This is a genomic window from Streptococcus canis (assembly GCF_900636575.1).
In the GTDB taxonomy this organism is placed as follows: Bacteria; Bacillota; Bacilli; order Lactobacillales; family Streptococcaceae; genus Streptococcus; species Streptococcus canis.
The window spans coordinates 417,754-435,459 of record NZ_LR134293.1; the positions used below are offsets into that span (position 1 = coordinate 417,754).

Annotated in this window: 21 protein-coding genes; 3 read left to right on the top strand and 18 right to left on the bottom strand. The window is 40.6% G+C overall.

Annotation, left to right across the window (positions count from 1 at the left end; translation table 11 throughout):
• The first annotated feature begins 13 nt into the window (after window positions 1–13).
• Window positions 14–655, top strand: a complete 642-nt coding sequence (locus EL097_RS02025; RefSeq protein ID WP_003046220.1) for a deoxynucleoside kinase — start codon at window positions 14–16, stop codon at window positions 653–655.
• A gap of 210 nt (window positions 656–865) precedes the next feature.
• Here the strand turns inward: EL097_RS02025 and tnpA are convergent, their stop codons facing one another.
• From tnpA to EL097_RS02050, 5 genes are all read right to left on the bottom strand, one after another.
• The gene (gene tnpA / locus EL097_RS02030; RefSeq protein ID WP_003046218.1) at window positions 866–1,339 is read right to left on the bottom strand and encodes an IS200/IS605 family transposase; all 474 of its coding nucleotides are present in this window, start codon (window positions 1,337–1,339) and stop codon (window positions 866–868) included.
• Between the two features lie 624 nt (window positions 1,340–1,963).
• Window positions 1,964–2,359, bottom strand: a complete 396-nt coding sequence (locus EL097_RS02035) for a single-stranded DNA-binding protein (RefSeq protein ID WP_003046216.1) — start codon at window positions 2,357–2,359, stop codon at window positions 1,964–1,966.
• Between the two features lie 150 nt (window positions 2,360–2,509).
• Window positions 2,510–3,136, bottom strand: a complete 627-nt coding sequence (gene ytpR, locus EL097_RS02040; RefSeq protein ID WP_003046214.1) for a YtpR family tRNA-binding protein — start codon at window positions 3,134–3,136, stop codon at window positions 2,510–2,512.
• An 18-nt stretch (window positions 3,137–3,154) separates the two neighbouring features.
• The gene (locus EL097_RS02045) at window positions 3,155–3,472 is read right to left on the bottom strand and encodes a thioredoxin family protein (protein WP_003046212.1); all 318 of its coding nucleotides are present in this window, start codon (window positions 3,470–3,472) and stop codon (window positions 3,155–3,157) included.
• Between the two features lie 2 nt (window positions 3,473–3,474).
• On the bottom strand, window positions 3,475–3,753 hold the full coding sequence (locus EL097_RS02050; protein ID WP_003046210.1) for a DUF4651 domain-containing protein: 279 nt from the start codon (window positions 3,751–3,753) through the stop codon (window positions 3,475–3,477).
• Between the two features lie 564 nt (window positions 3,754–4,317).
• Here EL097_RS02050 and pepA point away from each other — a divergent pair.
• Complete coding sequence (gene pepA / locus EL097_RS02060; protein WP_003046205.1) at window positions 4,318–5,385, top strand: glutamyl aminopeptidase; 1,068 nt, start codon at window positions 4,318–4,320, stop codon at window positions 5,383–5,385.
• A gap of 47 nt (window positions 5,386–5,432) precedes the next feature.
• Window positions 5,433–6,209 (top strand): pyrroline-5-carboxylate reductase, encoded by a 777-nt coding sequence (gene proC / locus EL097_RS02065; RefSeq protein ID WP_003046203.1) that lies wholly within the window; start codon window positions 5,433–5,435, stop codon window positions 6,207–6,209.
• 203 nt (window positions 6,210–6,412) lie between these two features.
• Here the strand turns inward: proC and EL097_RS02070 are convergent, their stop codons facing one another.
• From EL097_RS02070 to rpoC, 13 genes are all read right to left on the bottom strand, one after another.
• A complete protein-coding gene (locus EL097_RS02070; protein ID WP_003046201.1) occupies window positions 6,413–6,784 on the bottom strand; it encodes a hypothetical protein in 372 nt (123 codons plus the stop codon).
• A gap of 157 nt (window positions 6,785–6,941) precedes the next feature.
• Window positions 6,942–7,148, bottom strand: a complete 207-nt coding sequence (locus tag EL097_RS02080; RefSeq protein ID WP_003046200.1) for a helix-turn-helix transcriptional regulator — start codon at window positions 7,146–7,148, stop codon at window positions 6,942–6,944.
• Between the two features lie 322 nt (window positions 7,149–7,470).
• A complete protein-coding gene (locus EL097_RS02085) occupies window positions 7,471–8,667 on the bottom strand; it encodes an acetate kinase (protein ID WP_003046198.1) in 1,197 nt (398 codons plus the stop codon).
• 58 nt (window positions 8,668–8,725) lie between these two features.
• A complete protein-coding gene (locus EL097_RS02090) occupies window positions 8,726–9,679 on the bottom strand; it encodes a class I SAM-dependent methyltransferase (RefSeq protein WP_003046195.1) in 954 nt (317 codons plus the stop codon).
• Between the two features lie 49 nt (window positions 9,680–9,728).
• Window positions 9,729–10,109 (bottom strand): competence type IV pilus minor pilin ComGG, encoded by a 381-nt coding sequence (gene comGG / locus EL097_RS02095; RefSeq protein ID WP_003046193.1) that lies wholly within the window; start codon window positions 10,107–10,109, stop codon window positions 9,729–9,731.
• Entirely contained in the window at window positions 10,087–10,527 is a 441-nt protein-coding gene (gene comGF / locus EL097_RS02100) for a competence type IV pilus minor pilin ComGF (RefSeq protein ID WP_003046192.1), read from the bottom strand. Before comGF ends, comGG begins: the two co-directional genes overlap by 23 nt.
• Window positions 10,508–10,783 (bottom strand): competence type IV pilus minor pilin ComGE, encoded by a 276-nt coding sequence (comGE, locus tag EL097_RS02105; protein WP_003046190.1) that lies wholly within the window; start codon window positions 10,781–10,783, stop codon window positions 10,508–10,510. The genes comGF and comGE overlap by 20 nt, the downstream gene beginning before the upstream one ends.
• Window positions 10,761–11,189: a competence type IV pilus minor pilin ComGD gene (comGD, locus tag EL097_RS02110; RefSeq protein ID WP_039994748.1), complete on the bottom strand. Its 429-nt coding sequence runs from the start codon at window positions 11,187–11,189 to the stop codon at window positions 10,761–10,763. The genes comGE and comGD overlap by 23 nt, the downstream gene beginning before the upstream one ends.
• The gene (gene comGC / locus EL097_RS02115) at window positions 11,164–11,490 is read right to left on the bottom strand and encodes a competence type IV pilus major pilin ComGC (RefSeq protein WP_003046186.1); all 327 of its coding nucleotides are present in this window, start codon (window positions 11,488–11,490) and stop codon (window positions 11,164–11,166) included. The genes comGD and comGC overlap by 26 nt, the downstream gene beginning before the upstream one ends.
• Before the next feature lie 2 nt (window positions 11,491–11,492).
• Complete coding sequence (gene comGB / locus EL097_RS02120) at window positions 11,493–12,527, bottom strand: competence type IV pilus assembly protein ComGB (protein WP_223824829.1); 1,035 nt, start codon at window positions 12,525–12,527, stop codon at window positions 11,493–11,495.
• Window positions 12,460–13,401, bottom strand: a complete 942-nt coding sequence (comGA, locus tag EL097_RS02125; RefSeq protein WP_003046182.1) for a competence type IV pilus ATPase ComGA — start codon at window positions 13,399–13,401, stop codon at window positions 12,460–12,462. Before comGA ends, comGB begins: the two co-directional genes overlap by 68 nt.
• An 86-nt stretch (window positions 13,402–13,487) precedes the next feature.
• Window positions 13,488–13,853, bottom strand: coding sequence for a DUF1033 family protein (locus EL097_RS02130; protein WP_003046179.1), 366 nt, complete (start codon window positions 13,851–13,853; stop codon window positions 13,488–13,490).
• Between the two features lie 145 nt (window positions 13,854–13,998).
• On the bottom strand, window positions 13,999–17,640 hold the full coding sequence (gene rpoC / locus EL097_RS02135; protein WP_003046177.1) for a DNA-directed RNA polymerase subunit beta': 3,642 nt from the start codon (window positions 17,638–17,640) through the stop codon (window positions 13,999–14,001).
• Between the last annotated feature and the right edge of the window lie 66 nt (window positions 17,641–17,706).

Genomic DNA, 17,706 nt, shown 5'->3' on the forward strand with positions numbered 1-17,706 from the left:
TAGAAGGAGACACATGTTGATTGTACTAGCAGGAACAATTGGTGCTGGCAAGAGTTCTCTTGCTGCGGCACTTGGAGAGCATTTGGGGACTGAAGTCTTTTACGAAGCGGTTGACAACAATCCCGTACTTGACCTTTATTACCAAGACCCTAAAAAATACGCCTTTTTACTTCAAATTTTCTTTTTAAATAAACGGTTTAAATCCATCAAAGAGGCTTATCAGGCTGACAATAATATCCTCGACCGTTCCATTTTTGAAGACGAACTCTTTTTAAAACTCAACTACAAAAATGGGAATGTCACTAAGACAGAACTCGAAATCTACCAAGAATTACTCGCAAATATGCTTGAGGAGCTAGAGGGCATGCCTAAGAAACGCCCTGACCTTCTCATTTATATTGATGTATCCTTTGATAAAATGCTTGAACGCATTGAAAAACGCGGCCGAAGTTTTGAACAGGTTGATGATAATCCTGACTTAGAATACTACTACCATCAAGTACATGGTGAATACCCAACCTGGTACGAAGACTACAAGATCTCTCCCAAAATGAAAATTGATGGCAACTCTCTTGACTTCGTTCAAAATCCAGATGACTTAGCAACCGTGTTACAACTGGTTGATGATAAACTCAAAGCCTTAGGTTTGTTGTAGTCGTTTTCGGCCAAAGACTTGAATCACATCTAGGGTCGTTACAGCATGTCTAATTCCGCTGACTATCTAGAATAATCATGACCACCCGTTAGACGGGTGGTTTGTACACCGCCTATAAGGCGATAATTTCCAGCGGCGTCTAAAGACGCTCGCTGAACTTCGTTCAGGTTATGCTTTCGTTACTTGACTGATGCCCGTAATAACGGGCTTTTATCGTGTTCTAAATCCACCATCTGAAAACGGATCTTCGTATTCTTTTACACTCAATTTATCAAGAGATATGTCATTCCTCTCTTGCTCACGTATGTATTTCGCTACCGTTTTTTCGTTCAATCCAACTGTACTGACGTAGTATCCCCTCGCCCAAAACTTGCGATTTCCGTATTTATACTTTAATTTCGCATGTTTATCAAATATCATAAGAGCACTCTTACTCTTCAGATAGCCCATAAAATCGGAAATCGCAACTTTTGGTGGTATTAACACTAACATATGAACATGATCTGGCATCATGTGTCCTTCAATTATCTCCACGCCTTTATACTGACATAGATGTCGAAAAATCTCAATTAAATCTTTTCTTATTGTGTAGTAGATAGATTTTCGACGATACTTTGGTGTAAAGACAATATGATATTTGCACATCCACTTGGTATGTGATAGACTGTAACTGGTTTTAGCCATTTATTTTTCCTCCTTTGTCTAACCTGAACAATTAGATTATACTAAGAAAAATAAATGGAAGCTATAAGCCTTATCAGCCACCAGCTTAGCTGGTGGTTTTCTTATTTTTCTCTTCGAGAAAAACTGGCTTGAAGCCATAATAAAAATAAGACCATTTAGCATTACCTAAATGGTCTTATACGTGTAAGGGTATCACAAAATACGCGCTGTATGGTGTCCACCTAGATATATCATCTATGCGGACAAACAACTCAAATAGCCATAGCCTCATAGATACAAACGTAACGTTCACCGTGTTTGTACCCATATTTCCCATGTCTACAAACACTATCTAAAGAAGCTATAGTAATAACGATTAATCATCGTGTAAGTTGTGCTATTTAATACCATATCAGCACCTCCTGTTTTCTTCCATTTTAATTGTTTAACATTCTAACTCTCTTTCTAAACACTGTCAAGGTTTTTGTTATTAATGGAATTTTCGATTTCTTAATAATATTCTGACAAGTTGAAAAAGTAGTTGAACCTGCTAAATAACAGGATTTTTAAGACAAATTGTTAGGAAAAAATACTCACAGTGGAACTGCGTGCAAGACATTTCCTAAATCACTCGGCTACTACTGCTTAAAAAGGCAAGTCCTCCTCTTCCAAGACCAAATCCACCAAGTCACTGGCCACATTATTTTCTCGCATTGCACGCTGAGCACGACTTTCTAATAACTGAAAGGACTGACATAGCACTTCCGTCACATAATGCACTTGCCCATCTTTATCATATTTGCGGGTTCTAAGCTCGCCATCAATAGACATCAAACTACCTTTACTGGCATAAGAAACCAGAGTTTCTGCCAACTTTCCCCAGACAACAACAGAAATAAAATCAGCTTCTCGCTCTCCTGAAGCATTCTTGAACCTCCGATTAACAGCCAAAGATAGACGCGCCACATGCTTATCCGTAGCTGTTTTTACCAATTCAGGTTTAGCCACCAAACGACCAATCATGATTACTTTATTATACATACTGACCTCCTTATCTTATTATTCGTAAAAATTGTGGTAAAACAAGTTTCATTTTAAACGTTTTTGAACATATAAGAAAAAAGGATTAGGATCTCCTAAACCTTGCTTCTGGTCATTTAGTTAAATACAGTCCTATTTCAGCTGATCTTTCTAACCTTTCCAATGTGTAGCCGGGTCAAAAGCTTCTCCTACTACAGCTGACTCATCAAGCTCAATAATACCACGTTTTTGCGGTGCATTTGGCAAGGCTAACTCACGTGGAGAGCACATCATGCCATAACTCTCTTCGCCACGCAGTTGACCTGAGAAGATGAGGCTACCATTTGGCATCATGGCACCTGGTAGGGCAACAATCGTTTTTAAGCCCAATGCAGCATTTGGTGCCCCAGCTACGATTTGAACTGTTTTATTCTCACCAATAGCTACTTGACAAATATTAAGGTGATCGCTATCTGGATGAGCTACCATCTCAATGATTTGACCAACCACAAAAACAGGGGGCGCAGTATTCTCCAGTTTTTCTGAAAAGCCTTCTTTAGCAAGTTCAGCATTTAGTGTTGCAACGTCCTCATCTGTCAAAAAGACCTGTCCATTGCCCTCAACAGCAATCAGGCTTGATGCTTCAAAGATATTCCAAGCAAGGGTCTTACCACTTTCTTCTGCAAAAACACGGGCAACTTTTCCTCGACGCTCCACTTGACGCTTAATATCTTTGGTATCTTGGAAGATAACCATCAACACGTCCCCAACTTGTTCTTTATTATATGCAAAAATCATTTATCTCTTCCTTCTCTCTTAATGATGGTCAGCTAAAAAACTGTTGATTTCAGCCTTCGTTTTTCTCAATTTGTTAACCAAACGACCCACTTCTTGACCACTTTCAATCACCACAAAACTAGGAATCCCAAAAATATTCCATTCTTGTGCCACTTCGATAAATTGGTCGCGATTCACACGGACAAAGGTCATACTCGCATGCTCTGCTTCAATGTCTGGCATTACAGGGTAGATAAATTGACAATCTGGACACCAGTCAGCTGTGAAAAACAAAACGAGCTTATCTTCATTTTCAATAAGAGCTGCTAGCTCCTCGTAAGTTGTTGGTGTAATCATCTCTATTCCTCCTCAAAGCTAATATGCCCATTATGATAGGTGTACAGATACTGTTTGCCACCTGTCATGACAACACCACCCGAAATCGGCTCAGAACTATTCTTTACAGTAGTCACATATAAAACGTCAATTTGCCCCAGTTTTGAAAAAAAAGCACGTAAGTCTCTTGTTACTTGTTGACGTTCTTTCTCCTGATAATAATCATTTATCATTATTCCGAGACCGATAACCAAGCCTGCTCCAAGTAATCCTGAAATAATACCTATTTTCTTTTTACTCATACCTTTCATTTTATCATAAAAAAGGCAAGATAAGCTAGCCTAAAATCAACCATGACGGGCATAAATCAGCTAAAATTAAAAATTTTATCCAATCACTACTTGACAAAAAAGGCAAAAGTGCTTAGACTGAAATTACATTTATTAAGCATGGTTTATTTTTAAATTAAACAACCCATGCTTTTGATAATTTCTAGAAAATAGAAGGTTCCTCTTATGACCCCATTATCCTTACTTTTCGCCAGTGGAGAGTCTTTTCGTACTATAAGTGCCCTACTATTCTTACTGACCAGCCTTTGCTTTATCATCTTAATGATCACCTTACTTCCTAAAAAAACAGCTTACGGCAAAAAGACAAGCACTCCTCACAAAAGTCCTAGAGAATCCTAATCTCTAGGTTTTTTGTTTGCCTTTAATGTTCCTGATTTTTTACACGCTATCAGTCGAAAACGGCTTCAAGACCTGTAGGGTCTGGAAATCGTAACCCATTCTTGCTTAAAAAGTGGTAAAATATAAGATAGATGACCGTGTTGAACTGGTCTGAAACCTTATTAATGGAGCAAAAAAATGACAGATTTATTTTCAAAAATCAAAGAAGTAACTGAACTGGATGGTATTGCTGGCTACGAACATAGTGTCCGTGATTACCTCCGCACCAAAATAACCCCACTGGTTGACCGTGTTGAAACAGATGGGCTTGGTGGGATTTTTGGTATTAGAGACAGTAAAGCTGAGCAAGCACCTCGTATTTTAGTAGCTGCGCACATGGACGAAGTTGGGTTTATGGTGAGCGATGTCAAAGCTGACGGAACCCTGCGCGTGGTTGGTATCGGTGGCTGGAACCCACTTGTTGTCAGCTCACAACGGTTTACTCTTTACACACGCACTGGTCAAGCTATTCCCCTTATTTCAGGATCAGTACCACCTCATTTTTTACGTGGGGCAAATGGCTCTGCTAGCCTACCTAACATTGAAGATATTGTGTTTGATGGTGGCTTTACAGATAAGGCAGAAGCTGAAAGCTTTGGCATTACACCGGGAGATATTATTGTCCCTCAATCTGAAACTATCCTAACAGCCAATCAAAAAAATATCATTTCAAAAGCTTGGGATAATCGCTATGGCGTTCTCATGGTAACAGAAATGCTTGAAACTCTGAAAGGACAAGACCTTAACAACACCCTAATTGCAGGTGCTAACGTTCAAGAAGAAGTTGGTCTGCGCGGAGCCCACGTCTCAACCACCAAGTTCAACCCTGAACTCTTTTTTGCAGTAGATTGTTCGCCTGCTGGCGATATTTATGGCAATCCTGGGACAATCGGAGATGGCACCTTGTTGCGTTTCTACGACCCAGGCCATGTCATGCTCAAAGATATGCGTGATTTCTTACTCACAACGGCTGAGGAAGCTGGTGTCAATTTCCAATACTATTGTGGCAAGGGAGGCACAGATGCAGGTGCTGCACACCTTCAAAATGATGGTGTTCCATCAACAACTATTGGGGTTTGTGCACGCTATATTCACTCTCACCAAACCCTCTACGCCATGGACGATTTCGTAGAAGCCCAAGCCTTCTTACAAGCCATTGTCAAAAAACTGGATCGCTCAACCGTTGACTTGATTAAACATTACTAAATTAGTGTTAGCCTGACTAACCACAATATCCCATGAGGAGCAACAGCATGAAAATTGGAATTATTGGTGTTGGCAAAATGGCTAGCGCTATCATCAAAGGCCTTAAACAAACGCCCCATGAACTTATCATTTCAGGATCATCTTTAGAACGGTCTAAGGAACTTGCTGAGCAATTAACACTGCCTTATGCCATGTCCCATCAAGACCTTATTGACCAAGTTGACCTTGTTATTTTAGGCATCAAGCCTCAATTATTTGAAATGGTCCTCAAACCACTTCACTTCAAACAACCTGTTATATCTATGGCAGCAGGCATTTCTCTCCAAAGACTGGCAACATTAGTAGGAGAAGACCTCCCTTTGCTACGTATCATGCCAAACATGAACGCACAGATTCTCCAAAGCAGCACCGCTTTAACTGGAAACGCTTTGGTGTCTCAGGAATTACAAGAACGTGTTCGAGACTTAACAGATAGCTTTGGCAGCACTTTTGTTATCAGTGAAAAGGATTTTGACACCTTTACCGCTTTAGCAGGGTCAAGTCCCGCCTATATTTACCTCTTTATTGAGGCCTTGGCTAAGGCTGGTGTCAAGAATGGCATTCCTAAAGCAAAGGCGTTGGAGATTGTTACCCAGACAGTCTTGGCAAGCGCCAACAATCTCTTAGCCAGCTCTCAAAGTCCTCACGACTTTATCGATGCCATCTGCAGTCCTGGTGGAACAACTATTGCTGGGCTATTAGAATTAGAACGCCTTGGCCTCACAGCTACTGTCAGCTCTGCCATTGACAAAACCATTGATAAGGCTAAACAGTTACAAAAATAGGTACTACCATGTACCTCATTTAGCAAAACATCCCCGTTCAAGGACAAGTCACTTAACTGTTAGACAAAACATCTAACAAGGAAGTTAAACTGTTCTCAAACAGGGGTGTTTTCTTGTCTTTAGAATGTTTAGAATGGGATTACATTTTTTTAGAAACCCAATGTCTAAGGAAGAAATAAAGATAAGTCAAAATCAAAGGCAATTTATACGACACAAGGTCTCGAATAGTTAATTGGGGAAAAAAAGCATAAAACAATAAAAAGATTAATGATCACGTAAAAGCAGTAGACCTGTGTCTGTTTTCGAATGGCACGATTACGCTCATCGTGCAGAGCCACCAAATAATTTTTTAAATCAGTAGGTTCTGTAAACACATAAAAGAAAAAGGTTGAAGCAATCAAAAACAAGGGGGCAAGGAAAAAGAACAGAGTTCCCTGTCTCATATTTCCACGTGTCATTGACCAAATACCCCAAGTCGCGGATAAAAAGCCTAAAGCAACCAATACATGGCCAATTCGAGTATAGACCTTTTCCCAGTACTGGCATTTTTGTTTAAGTGAAGGTTCCTTTTTCATACCTCAATCTCCTTATGTTAAGAAATCATCGTTGTCGCAAGAGTCATCACTATCAGGGCTATGCCGTTATTCAAAAAGTGAACCAGCAGGACGTGTGCTCGTTTTTGTATTTTGCGATAACAGAACCCAAAATAAGCCCCATACCGCCGTAAATAACCTAATCGTCTTGATTAAGATCAAACAAGAAAATCTCTTCAATACTTAGTTGAAAAAAAATAGCAAGTTTGTAGGCTAATTCAAGCGAAGCATTATAACGACCTTTTTCTAAAGAAATAATGGTCTGTCTCGTGACATTCATAGCATCAGCAAGTTCTGCCTGGCTAATATGTCTAGCCTTACGGAGTTCCTGAATACGATTATCCATCTTATCCTCCAAAATATTGTCAAGTTAACTTTACATTTATAGTATAGTTTCCTTTACATTTTTTGTCAATAGTTTTCTCACTTATTTGTCATTTTAAACATAGTTTTGCTAGAGATTATCTTCTAGTAGCCCAGAGCCATATCTCTCTTTATCATAATACTATCTCAACGCGCCACCTTAGATACTCCATCCACCAATCTTTCTTCACTACTTGGCTGTAATGAGAGCGGCAACGGAAAATTGTTAGAAGACTATCAAAAAAACCAAGTAGGGAAATCAATCGCTTTACCTTACTTGGTTATTTATTGAAACTTAGCCTCTTTTATTTTGTATTTTTTAAGCGTTCAACATCACGCGCAATGCATAATTCTTCATCTGTTGAGATAACAAGAACCTTCACTTTTGACTCAGGTGTTGAAATATCACCACGGTATCCGAAAACATTTTTCTCAGGGTCAATTTCCATGCCAAACCATGACAAGCCACCGATAACATCTTGGCGCATCAATGGTGCATTTTCACCCATACCAGCGGTGAAGACCAAAGCATCTGCTCCATTCAAAACAGCGAAATATTGACCAATGAATTTTTTAATACGATCAATGAAGATATTGTAAGCTAAAACGGCATCTGGATCTTTCTCTTGCAAACCAGCTTCAATATCACGCATATCACTAGAAATGCCTGACACCCCACCAAGACCTGATGTCTTGTTTAACATATTCACAACATCAGCAGCGTCTTTTAGCTCTGGGTCTTGCTCAATTAAATAAGGAATAATAGCTGGGTCAATGTCACCAGAACGTGTTCCCATCATAGGACCAGCAAGTGGTGTGAATCCCATTGAAGTGTCAACGGATTGTCCATGGTAGTTGGCTGTAATTGACACACCATTTCCGATATGAGCAGTGATTAGTTTCAACTCTTCTAATGGACGACCTAGCATTTTAGCAGCTTCTTGCGCCACATACTTATGACTTGTTCCGTGTGCCCCATATTTACGAACCTTATAGTCAGTGTAATATTTTTGAGGAATTGGGTAAAGATAAGTATGTTTTTGCATGCTTGTGTGAAATGATGTGTCAAACACACAAACACTAGTAATATCTGGCAAAATATCACGGAAAGCACGAATACCTGCTGCTGCTCCAGGATTGTGAAGCGGTGCTAAAGCTGACAATTCTTCAACCTGCTCAACAACCGTGTCGTCCACGACAACAGATTCTTTAAAGTATTCGCCACCCGCAACGATACGGTGCCCAACACCTGTGATTTCATCATAGGCTGCAATGATTCCAAAGTGAATCAAATCATTCAACAAGATTTTAACAGCTTCTGTATGGTCGTGAATATCAAGAATTTGCTCTTCTTTTTTGCCATCGTACTTAACTGTTGAAATAGAATCCTTGAGACCGATACGCTCAATAATCCCTTGTGCTAACACTTCTTCTTCTGGCATCTGATAAAGTTGCCATTTTAAACTGGAACTACCTGCATTAATTGCAATTGTCTTTGACATTTTTAACCTCTCTTGAAATCGTTTTCTGTGATGCTATTTTATTATAACAAAAAATCAGTTAATTGACATTATCCAGTTTCCACTTTTTGAAATTATCCATAAGAGCATGAATATTCTCTGCAAGTTTCAAGTCCCGAATTGGATAAACAAAGGTTTCCATTGGGCGGTCTGTTTGTTTTTGCAAGACAATAATAGACTTGGCATTGGATGGATGACCAAAAATGGTGTCTGGTAGAGTAATTAGAGCCACCACCTGAGCATATCCTTTTAACCAATGTTTCAATAACTGGCTCTGAGGGCTCGTCAATAAATTGACTGGTGCCAGAAAAATCGCAAAGCCATCTTTTTTCAAGTATTTTAGAGACTGTTCCATTAATAAATGGTGAGCATACGTATGCTCATCTGAACTAGCCACCTTGTAACGTTTGGCAATAGCATCGTTAGGATAATAGCCAACTGGCAAGTCACTGATGACAACATCACTTTCTTTCAATAATTGAGGTCTTACTGCATCTTCTTGAATAAAATGAGCTGAAGAATCCATCACCTCTGCAATGCTGGCTGACAAATCAATCAAGAGATCATCAAGTTCAATTCCTACATAATCAAGAGACTTGCTCGTGTTGTTGAGAAGGGTTTGAGCTAGGTTCCCTGTTCCACTCCCAATTTCAAGCACCTCTAAGCTATCTTTATCGCTCAATTGTTCCAACAGATAGAGAAGAATAAAACCAATAGTATCTGGTGTGAACTGATGGTTGGCTTGCAGTTGTTCAGTCTGAGCTGCCTTAATAAAAATAAACTGGTAGGCTCTGCGCCATTCTTCTTTTGTCAGGCACAAGGCTTTCAGTTTATCAATGTTTTGAGCCACCTGAGGACTGGCTCCCTCTGCCCCTAAATAAAAGGAGTTTTGTTCAACAATGGCATCATAAATATGGGTTTTTAAGTCATTTTCAATCAGTTGGCTATTCTCTAAAAGCAACTGATAAGCTTCTTCAATTTTTTCAAAATTCATATACCTATCATATCAAATTCCACCTTAAATGAAAAGAAATCCCGTTCCATCAGTTTAAAGGAGATGAGGGGGCTAAGTGAGAAGAATTGGTTCTGCTCGTATTTTCTTTGGCTTCCTCCTCAGTTCGTTTAGGATATTGGAACTGGTAGCGCCTCTTGTGACCCAAGTCGATAGTAATAAGTTGTTGTCCTTTTCGACAAGTATAAGTGGCTTCTCCTTCTTTGAAAGAAAGATGACCAGAAGGTTGAGAAGGGTTTTGATGAATCATTTCTGCCATTAACCTGGCTTTCACATAGGCTGTTTGTGCCTGATATTCCTTATGAAACTGCGTCATTTGGGATAGGTAAACTTGTAAAACCAACAAAAAAACACTGGCCATCAACATAGCATATAAGAGGATACCCGCTTTAAGGTTGGTCTTGAAACGCATAATAAAAAGTCCTTTCTAAGCCACTTTTCCATTTTAACTTAATGCTAACATAGGACTGGTCTGCCTGAATTTTAGTATGAGACAGACCAAATAACATGGGTTGGTAACCTTGACCATTACTAGCTGATTTCCGAAAATCATGGCTTTTAGATTGACCTAAAGCTAAGGTTTTCTTTCCCTTTTTAATATAGAGTTTGTTATTTGTTACTTTTTGAAACCTAGCTCCATCTAATTCTTCACGTAACTGCTGGGAAAACAAAAGCCAATGATCTTGGTCATGATTCGCCAGATAGTGGCTGTGCTTGAGGAGAGTTTTAGTTAGCCCTTGATACACTAATAGCGATCCTGATATAACGAGCAGAGCAATTAAAGCTTCTAAAAAAGTAAACGCTCTAACCCTATTTGTCCTTTTGTTCAATCCTAATCACTTCTCCTTTATCGTCCTGAATACTAATCTGATGTTCCGTTCTCCGAACAGTAATATGACAGCCATTGAGTGTGACTTCTTCACGGCCTGTCTGTACTGCCATCAGCGCCAAATTCAGTTTTTCTTGTTGATTGCGATAATGGGTTAGGGCGACCTGACCTTGCTGTAAACTAGTCAAAACTAGGATAACAATGGAAAATAAGAGCCCTGTCGCCATCACACTTTCAAGGGCTATGTAACCTTTCACTTGTTTTTTGATAATTTCCACTCCCCAGATAAAATTGGTAGCTGAGACGTTGTTCCCCTGTCTCAAAAGTTAACTTGGTCAACGAATGATTGCCTCCCATGTGATCAAGGACTAGCTGGCGACTACTTTTAACCCTTATCGAATCAGGTACTTTTAAGCCCTCATCTTCTGTCCTAATTTCTTTAGAAGAAATCGTTAGAACCCGTTTTTCTTGCTGTAAAATGGCCACCTTTTGCTGATGCCGGTAAAGGTGCTCAAAACGGGTGAAAAATAAATGCTCTTGAACTCTCCGATAACTACTTGTCACTGGAAAAGATAAGCCCAGTACGATAAAGCTCATCACTGACAGACTCAGTAAAGTTTCAAGTAGCGTAAAAGCTTTAATCATTAAGACTGGCTTTTTCATCTTTATGTTTGCCATAATAGTCGCGATAAGCTTTTTCTTGTTTGTCAGTGATGCTACCATCTTCCTTCAGTTGGCTCAAACTTGGTTTTGAACCCTGAGATAATTCATATAGCTCCGCTTGATTCTCCACTAATTTAACAACAGCGGTATGACCTGTCTCGGTAACCCTGTCTTTTTGCTTGCTTAAATTTGGCACAAATAATAGCATCAAAACACTGATGACAAGAATCACCAATAACATTTCAAGAAGAGTAAATCCTTTTAGCTTCTTGTGTCGTAAGTTGTTCCATTGGTTTGTCATAGTTAAATAAGGCCTCCCATATCTTGATAAATTGGTAATAAGATTGCCGCATAAATCATGACGATTATTAAGGCAATCATTAAAAAAATAACTGGTTGAATAAACTGCGTTGCTTGATGAAGCTGGCTGAAAAAGCGAGCCCAACTTTCTTGAGCATAGATTTCAAGCTCCTGACCTAGTTTGGATTTGATTTCTCCATATTCAATCATCAAACTTAATTCTTTTTTAAAGAAAGGGTAAGTGGCTACTTTGGTAGGAAAAGCCTGTCCTGCCAGTAAACTAGCCCTAATATCCTCAGCCAACTCTTGCATCAGTGAGGATTTCTCGGTTGCCATAATGTCTAGAATCATCGGTAACTCAAGGCCCTGCCCTATCAAAGTGCCCCATTCCCTTGCATAATAGGCGGTTAGGTATTGTTGTAATAGTTTTCCCAGAAAGGGAAAGGTGCTTAGGTGGCTTAAACAGTTTAAACGGCTTTGAGACCGCCATCTCAGCCACCCCACTCCCAAAAGTAACACAAGAGCCAAACCAAAACCCAAAAAGTAGGTCGGAAAATGATTGAGAAAGTCAGTTATTTGGTTTGTCTCTTCTAATTGGGGCACTAAATAGTGTCTCAATCCTAGCATGATGACAAAGAGAAAAAGCAACAGCATTATTGGATAGGTTATTACTTCAATGGTCTTTCGCTTGAGCTGGGTCATTTGCTTCAGGTAATTCTGAATGTTAAACAGCGTCTTCTTAATATCTCCGTGCCCATCTGCTAGGCTAATCTGAGTCAAGATGGCATCCGAAAATCCCAGACCAGCTAACATATCTGCTAAGCCTCGTCCCTTTAAAAGGGAATCTTCCATACTAAGAACATACTGGAGTTTCACAAGCTGACTTTTCTTTAAAAAAGCAATAATATCTGTCAACTGAAATCCTGCTGATAGAAGATTAGTCAACAACTGAATAAGCTTATATTGCTCTTTACTGGACAATTTTTTCAAGCCTTGCTTGTTTCGGACTGAGATGTCCTGCTGCAAGTAACTGATCAAGCTGCTGATTCCACCGGTCTGGTAGGTAGTGTTCAAAGTTTTTTTGAGTTGCGTCAATCAATGCTCCTCCATTAAGCAAACGTTGGTAGGCAATTAAGGCCAAACAATTATCCAGTTCTGCCCTTGTTACCCCAAGTTCTAGCAATCTAGCATAGACTCCTGAAATACTTTTGGCATGCACCGTTGAAAAGACCATGGCCCCTGTTAGACTGGCTCTAATAACTGCTCTAGCTGTCTGGCTATCTCGAATTTCACCAATGACCAAAATATCTGGTCGATGCCGCAAGGACAGTTTGATTAAATTGTCGTAAGTCATGCCAATATCATCATTGACTTGCAATTGTAAGGCCTGCTGGTTTTTAATTTCCACTGGATCTTCAATGCTAATCACCTGTGCTTCCTGATAATGATCTGCAATAAGCTGATGCATCAAAGTTGTTTTCCCTGATCCGACTGGACCTGCAAAAAGGTAGAGGCCTCGACCTCCAATCTGACTCGCTACTTTAGTTAATCCATCAAACCAGTAACGTAACTCCTTTTTCTGATGATGTAGCAGACGAATGACTAAACTTTCTTGACCACGGTAATCTCCAACACTGGATAAACGTAAGGACAATCGCGTGTCTTCATCAAGGTCATAATCACAAGAACCAACCTGACAACGTCTTTTTTCACCAACGGTCATTCCTGCAACGAATTTAAAGTGACTAATAAGATGAGCCATCCGATCGCCCCGATAAACATCTACTAATCTCCTTTCATCTCCTATTCTTAAAAAGAGCTCGTACTGGTCTGCTCGTGGCAGAATATAAATATCTTGAGCCTGAACTTGCTCTGCTTCTTTCAAAATTGATTTTGCTAATGCTTGTACCATAATGCCCCCTCATTGATTTATTCGTAAACCAAAAAAGAAAATGCCCATTCAATGACATTTTCTCAGATTCTTCTGTTTAGAAAAGGTTATAGTTTCAATTTACAAAGGTAGGTGGTTTGGGGCGAATCATTGCGTTGTTCAAAATGAGACAAGTAGTGCGTGTTAGGGACAATATCTCTATTTTTCAAGAGTAAAAGAGAATGGTATTGTTGCAAATCATCATCACAGTCTTCACACCACCGGGTATCGTTTTTCTCCCAAAAGGTGGCCAATAAGTTTTTTTGACTATGGTAACTTGGAAAGCGATTTCTCATGCTCTGCCATTCTTGCTCAAAGTAAGCAAGGGCCTCTTGCCAATCATCAAACCGTTCTTCTGCTACAATATCATCCTGCCATCCTTCAATGAACCACCATGGTTCCCAATCGCCATACATTTTTATTACTTGATACATAACACCTTTTCCTCTTATCCATATTATAGCTAAATCAGAGGCATTTTGAAAAATATCTGCTCATTGGGACTAAGACCGAGCGTCAAGACTTGTTACTGTCAACAAACTCAGACAAAAAAAGAGCCCTAAGGACTCTTTCAGTGTTTTATTTTGCTTCAGTTGTAGCAACTGTTTCTTCTAAAAGCTCAGCATTGTCAATAACTTCAATATCATTGATAGCTTGTGGTTCGATGTTACGGTAACGTGCCATACCAGTACCAGCTGGAATGATTTTACCGATGATAACATTTTCTTTAAGACCAAGAAGATGGTCTTTTTTACCACGGATTGCAGCATCTGTAAGGACACGAGTTGTTTCCTGGAAGGATGCAGCTGACAAGAAGGAATTGGTTTCAAGTGAAGCTTTGGTAATTCCCATAAGAACTGGACGAGAGGTCGCAGGAATGCCACCAGAAATAACAATTTCTTTATTAGCATCGGTAAAGTCTGCAATGTCAAGTAGAGTTCCTGGAAGAAGATCGGTATCCCCTGGATCCATCACACGAACTTTACGAAGCATTTGGCGAACCATTACCTCAACGTGTTTATCTCCGATTTCTACCCCTTGGCTACGGTAAACTTTTTGCACTTCTGCAAGAAGATAAGTTTCAACGGACAAGGTATCACGTACTTCAAGAAGACGTTTCGGTTGAATAGAGCCTTCTGTCAGAGCAGCTCCGCGATTAACTTCGTCGCCGACTTCAACCTTCATACGTGCTGTAAATGGTACGACGTATTCGCCCATGCCAGTTTGACCTTGAACGTAAACTTTCTTAGTACGTGTTGAGGCATCTTCTTCAATCTCAACGACATTACCTTTCACTTCAGTAATGACCGCTTCCCCTTTAGGGTTACGTGCTTCAAAGATTTCTTGGATACGAGGAAGACCCTGTGTGATGTCAGTATTTGAGGCTACACCACCCGTGTGGAAGGTACGCATGGTAAGCTGAGTACCAGGCTCACCGATAGATTGGGCAGCGATAGTACCGACTGCTTCACCCACTTCAACGGCATCGCCAGTTGCAAGGTTGATACCATAACAATGACGGCAGACACCGTGACGTGTCGCACAGGTAAAGACAGAACGAATGGTCACTTCTTCAACACCTGCATCAACAATCTTACGAGCCATGTCTTCAGTGATTAATTGGTCAGCACCAATCAAGACTTCACCAGTTTCAGGATGTTTGACTGATTTACGTGTGTAACGACCTTGAAGACGTTCTTCAAGGGTTTCGGTAACTTCCTTACCATCTGTAATAGCACGGATAAGAAGTCCACGGTCAGTACCACAGTCGTCTTCACGAATGATAACATCTTGGGCAACGTCAACCAAACGACGAGTAAGGTAACCTGAGTCGGCTGTTTTAAGGGCCGTATCGGTCATCCCTTTACGTGCACCGTGGGTTGAGAAGAACATTTCCAAAACGCTCAAACCTTCACGGAAGTTTGACAAGATAGGAAGTTCCATGATGCGTCCGTTAGGAGCAGCCATCAAACCACGCATACCCGCAAGCTGTGAGAAGTTAGAGATGTTACCACGAGCTCCTGAGTCCATCATCATAACGATTGGGTTCTTAGGATCTTGTGTTTCAATCAGACGTTTTTCAAGGGCTTCTTTAGCTTCACGCCATGTTGTTGTAACGGCAACATAACGGTCATCATCTGTCATCAAACCACGACGGAAAGCCTTATTGATTTCTTCAACACGATGGTGAGCAGCATCAATGATTTCAGCTTTATTATCAATAACAGGAATGTCAGCGATACCCACTGTCAAACCAGCAAGGGTTGAATGGTAGTAACCAAGGTCTTTCAAGCGGTCAAGGAAGGCTGATGTTTCTGTTGTACGGAAACGTTTGAAGGTTTCTGCGATGATGTTACCAAGGTTTTTCTTCTTGAATGGCACATTGATGTCCAAGCGATCGATGACTTCTTGGATATCTTGACCAGGTTCAAGGAAGTATTTATCAGGTGTTCCTTCTGTCAAGTTGGCATTGTTTGGCTCTTGGAGGTAAGGAAGGTCTTCTGGCATGATGTCGTTAAACAAAATCTTACCAACAGTTGTCACCATGATTTTTTGTCTTTGGCTATCTTTCCAAGGTTTTTTGGGCATGCTGTCAACAGCGATACCCACACGACTATGCAAGTGAGCATAACCATTACGATATGCCATCACAGCTTCGTCTTTATCCTTGAAGATCATGCCTTCACCTTCGCGACCAGCATCTTCCATCGTAAGGTAATAATTACCCAACACCATATCCTGAGATGGGGTAACAACAGGTTTACCGTCTTTAGGATTCAAGATGTGCTCTGCGGCAAGCATTAAGAGACGAGCTTCAGCTTGTGCTTCTTCAGACAATGGCACGTGGATGGCCATTTGGTCTCCATCGAAGTCGGCATTGTAGGCCTCACACACAAGTGGGTGAAGACGAAGTGCCTTACCATCAATCAGAACGGGCTCAAAGGCCTGAATACCAAGTCTGTGAAGGGTCGGTGCACGGTTAAGGAGAACTGGGTGTTCTTTGATAACCTCTTCTAAGATATCCCAGATGCGTTCGTCACCACGTTCAACCATACGCTTAGCTGCCTTAACGTTACCAGCATATTCTTTGGCAACAATTTCGCGCATGACAAATGGTTTAAAGAGCTCAATAGCCATTTCACGTGGCACACCACATTGGTACATTTTTAGGGTTGGACCTACGGCGATAACGGAACGGCCAGAAAAGTCTACACGTTTACCAAGCAAGTTTTGACGGAAACGACCTTGTTTCCCTTTAAGCATGTGGCTCAAAGATTTCAATGGACGACTACCTGGTCCAGTGATTGGACGACCACGACGACCGTTATCAATCAAAGCATCAACGGCTTCTTGAAGCATCCGTTTTTCATTTTGAACGATAATACCTGGGGCATTAAGTTCCAACAAACGTGCCAAACGGTTGTTACGGTTAATCACACGACGGTACAAGTCATTCAAGTCAGATGCGGCGAAACGGCCACCATCTAATTGAACCATTGGGCGTAAATCTGGTGGAATAACTGGCAAGATGTTAAGTACCATCCATTCTGGTTTATTTCCAGATTTGTGGAAGGCATCAAGCACATCCAAACGACGAACTGCCTTAATTCGTTTTTGACCAGAAGCAGATTTTAACTCTTCTTTTAATTCAGCGATTTCAGCTGCCAAGTCCACACGTTTCAAGAGATCTTGAATGGCTTCCGCACCCATTTTAGCGACAAATGAACCGTGTCCATACTCTTGCAGTTTTTCACGGTATTCACGCTCTGTTAATAATGATTTTGGTTCAAGCGGTGTATCCTTTGGATCGATGACCACATAAGCCGCAAAGTAGATAACTTCCTCAAGAGCACGAGGACTCATATCAAGAGTCAATCCCATACGTGATGGGATCCCTTTGAAATACCAGATATGTGACACAGGAGCCTTTAACTCGATGTGCCCCATACGTTCGCGACGAACTTTAGCACGAGTTACTTCAACCCCACAGCGGTCACACACGATACCTTTATAACGGATACGTTTGTATTTACCACACGCACATTCCCAGTCTTTTGTTGGACCAAAGATGACTTCGTCAAAGAGTCCTTCACGTTCTGGTTTCAATGTACGGTAGTTGATTGTTTCAGGTTTTTTAACTTCACCATACGACCATGAACGGACCTTACTTGGTGAGGCTAATGTGATTTGCATACTTTTAAAACGATTTACGTCAACCACTAGTTTTACCTTTCTGCCTTTGATGACTTTACCAGTCTAAGGGCAAGACTCGCCTGCCCTCAACTC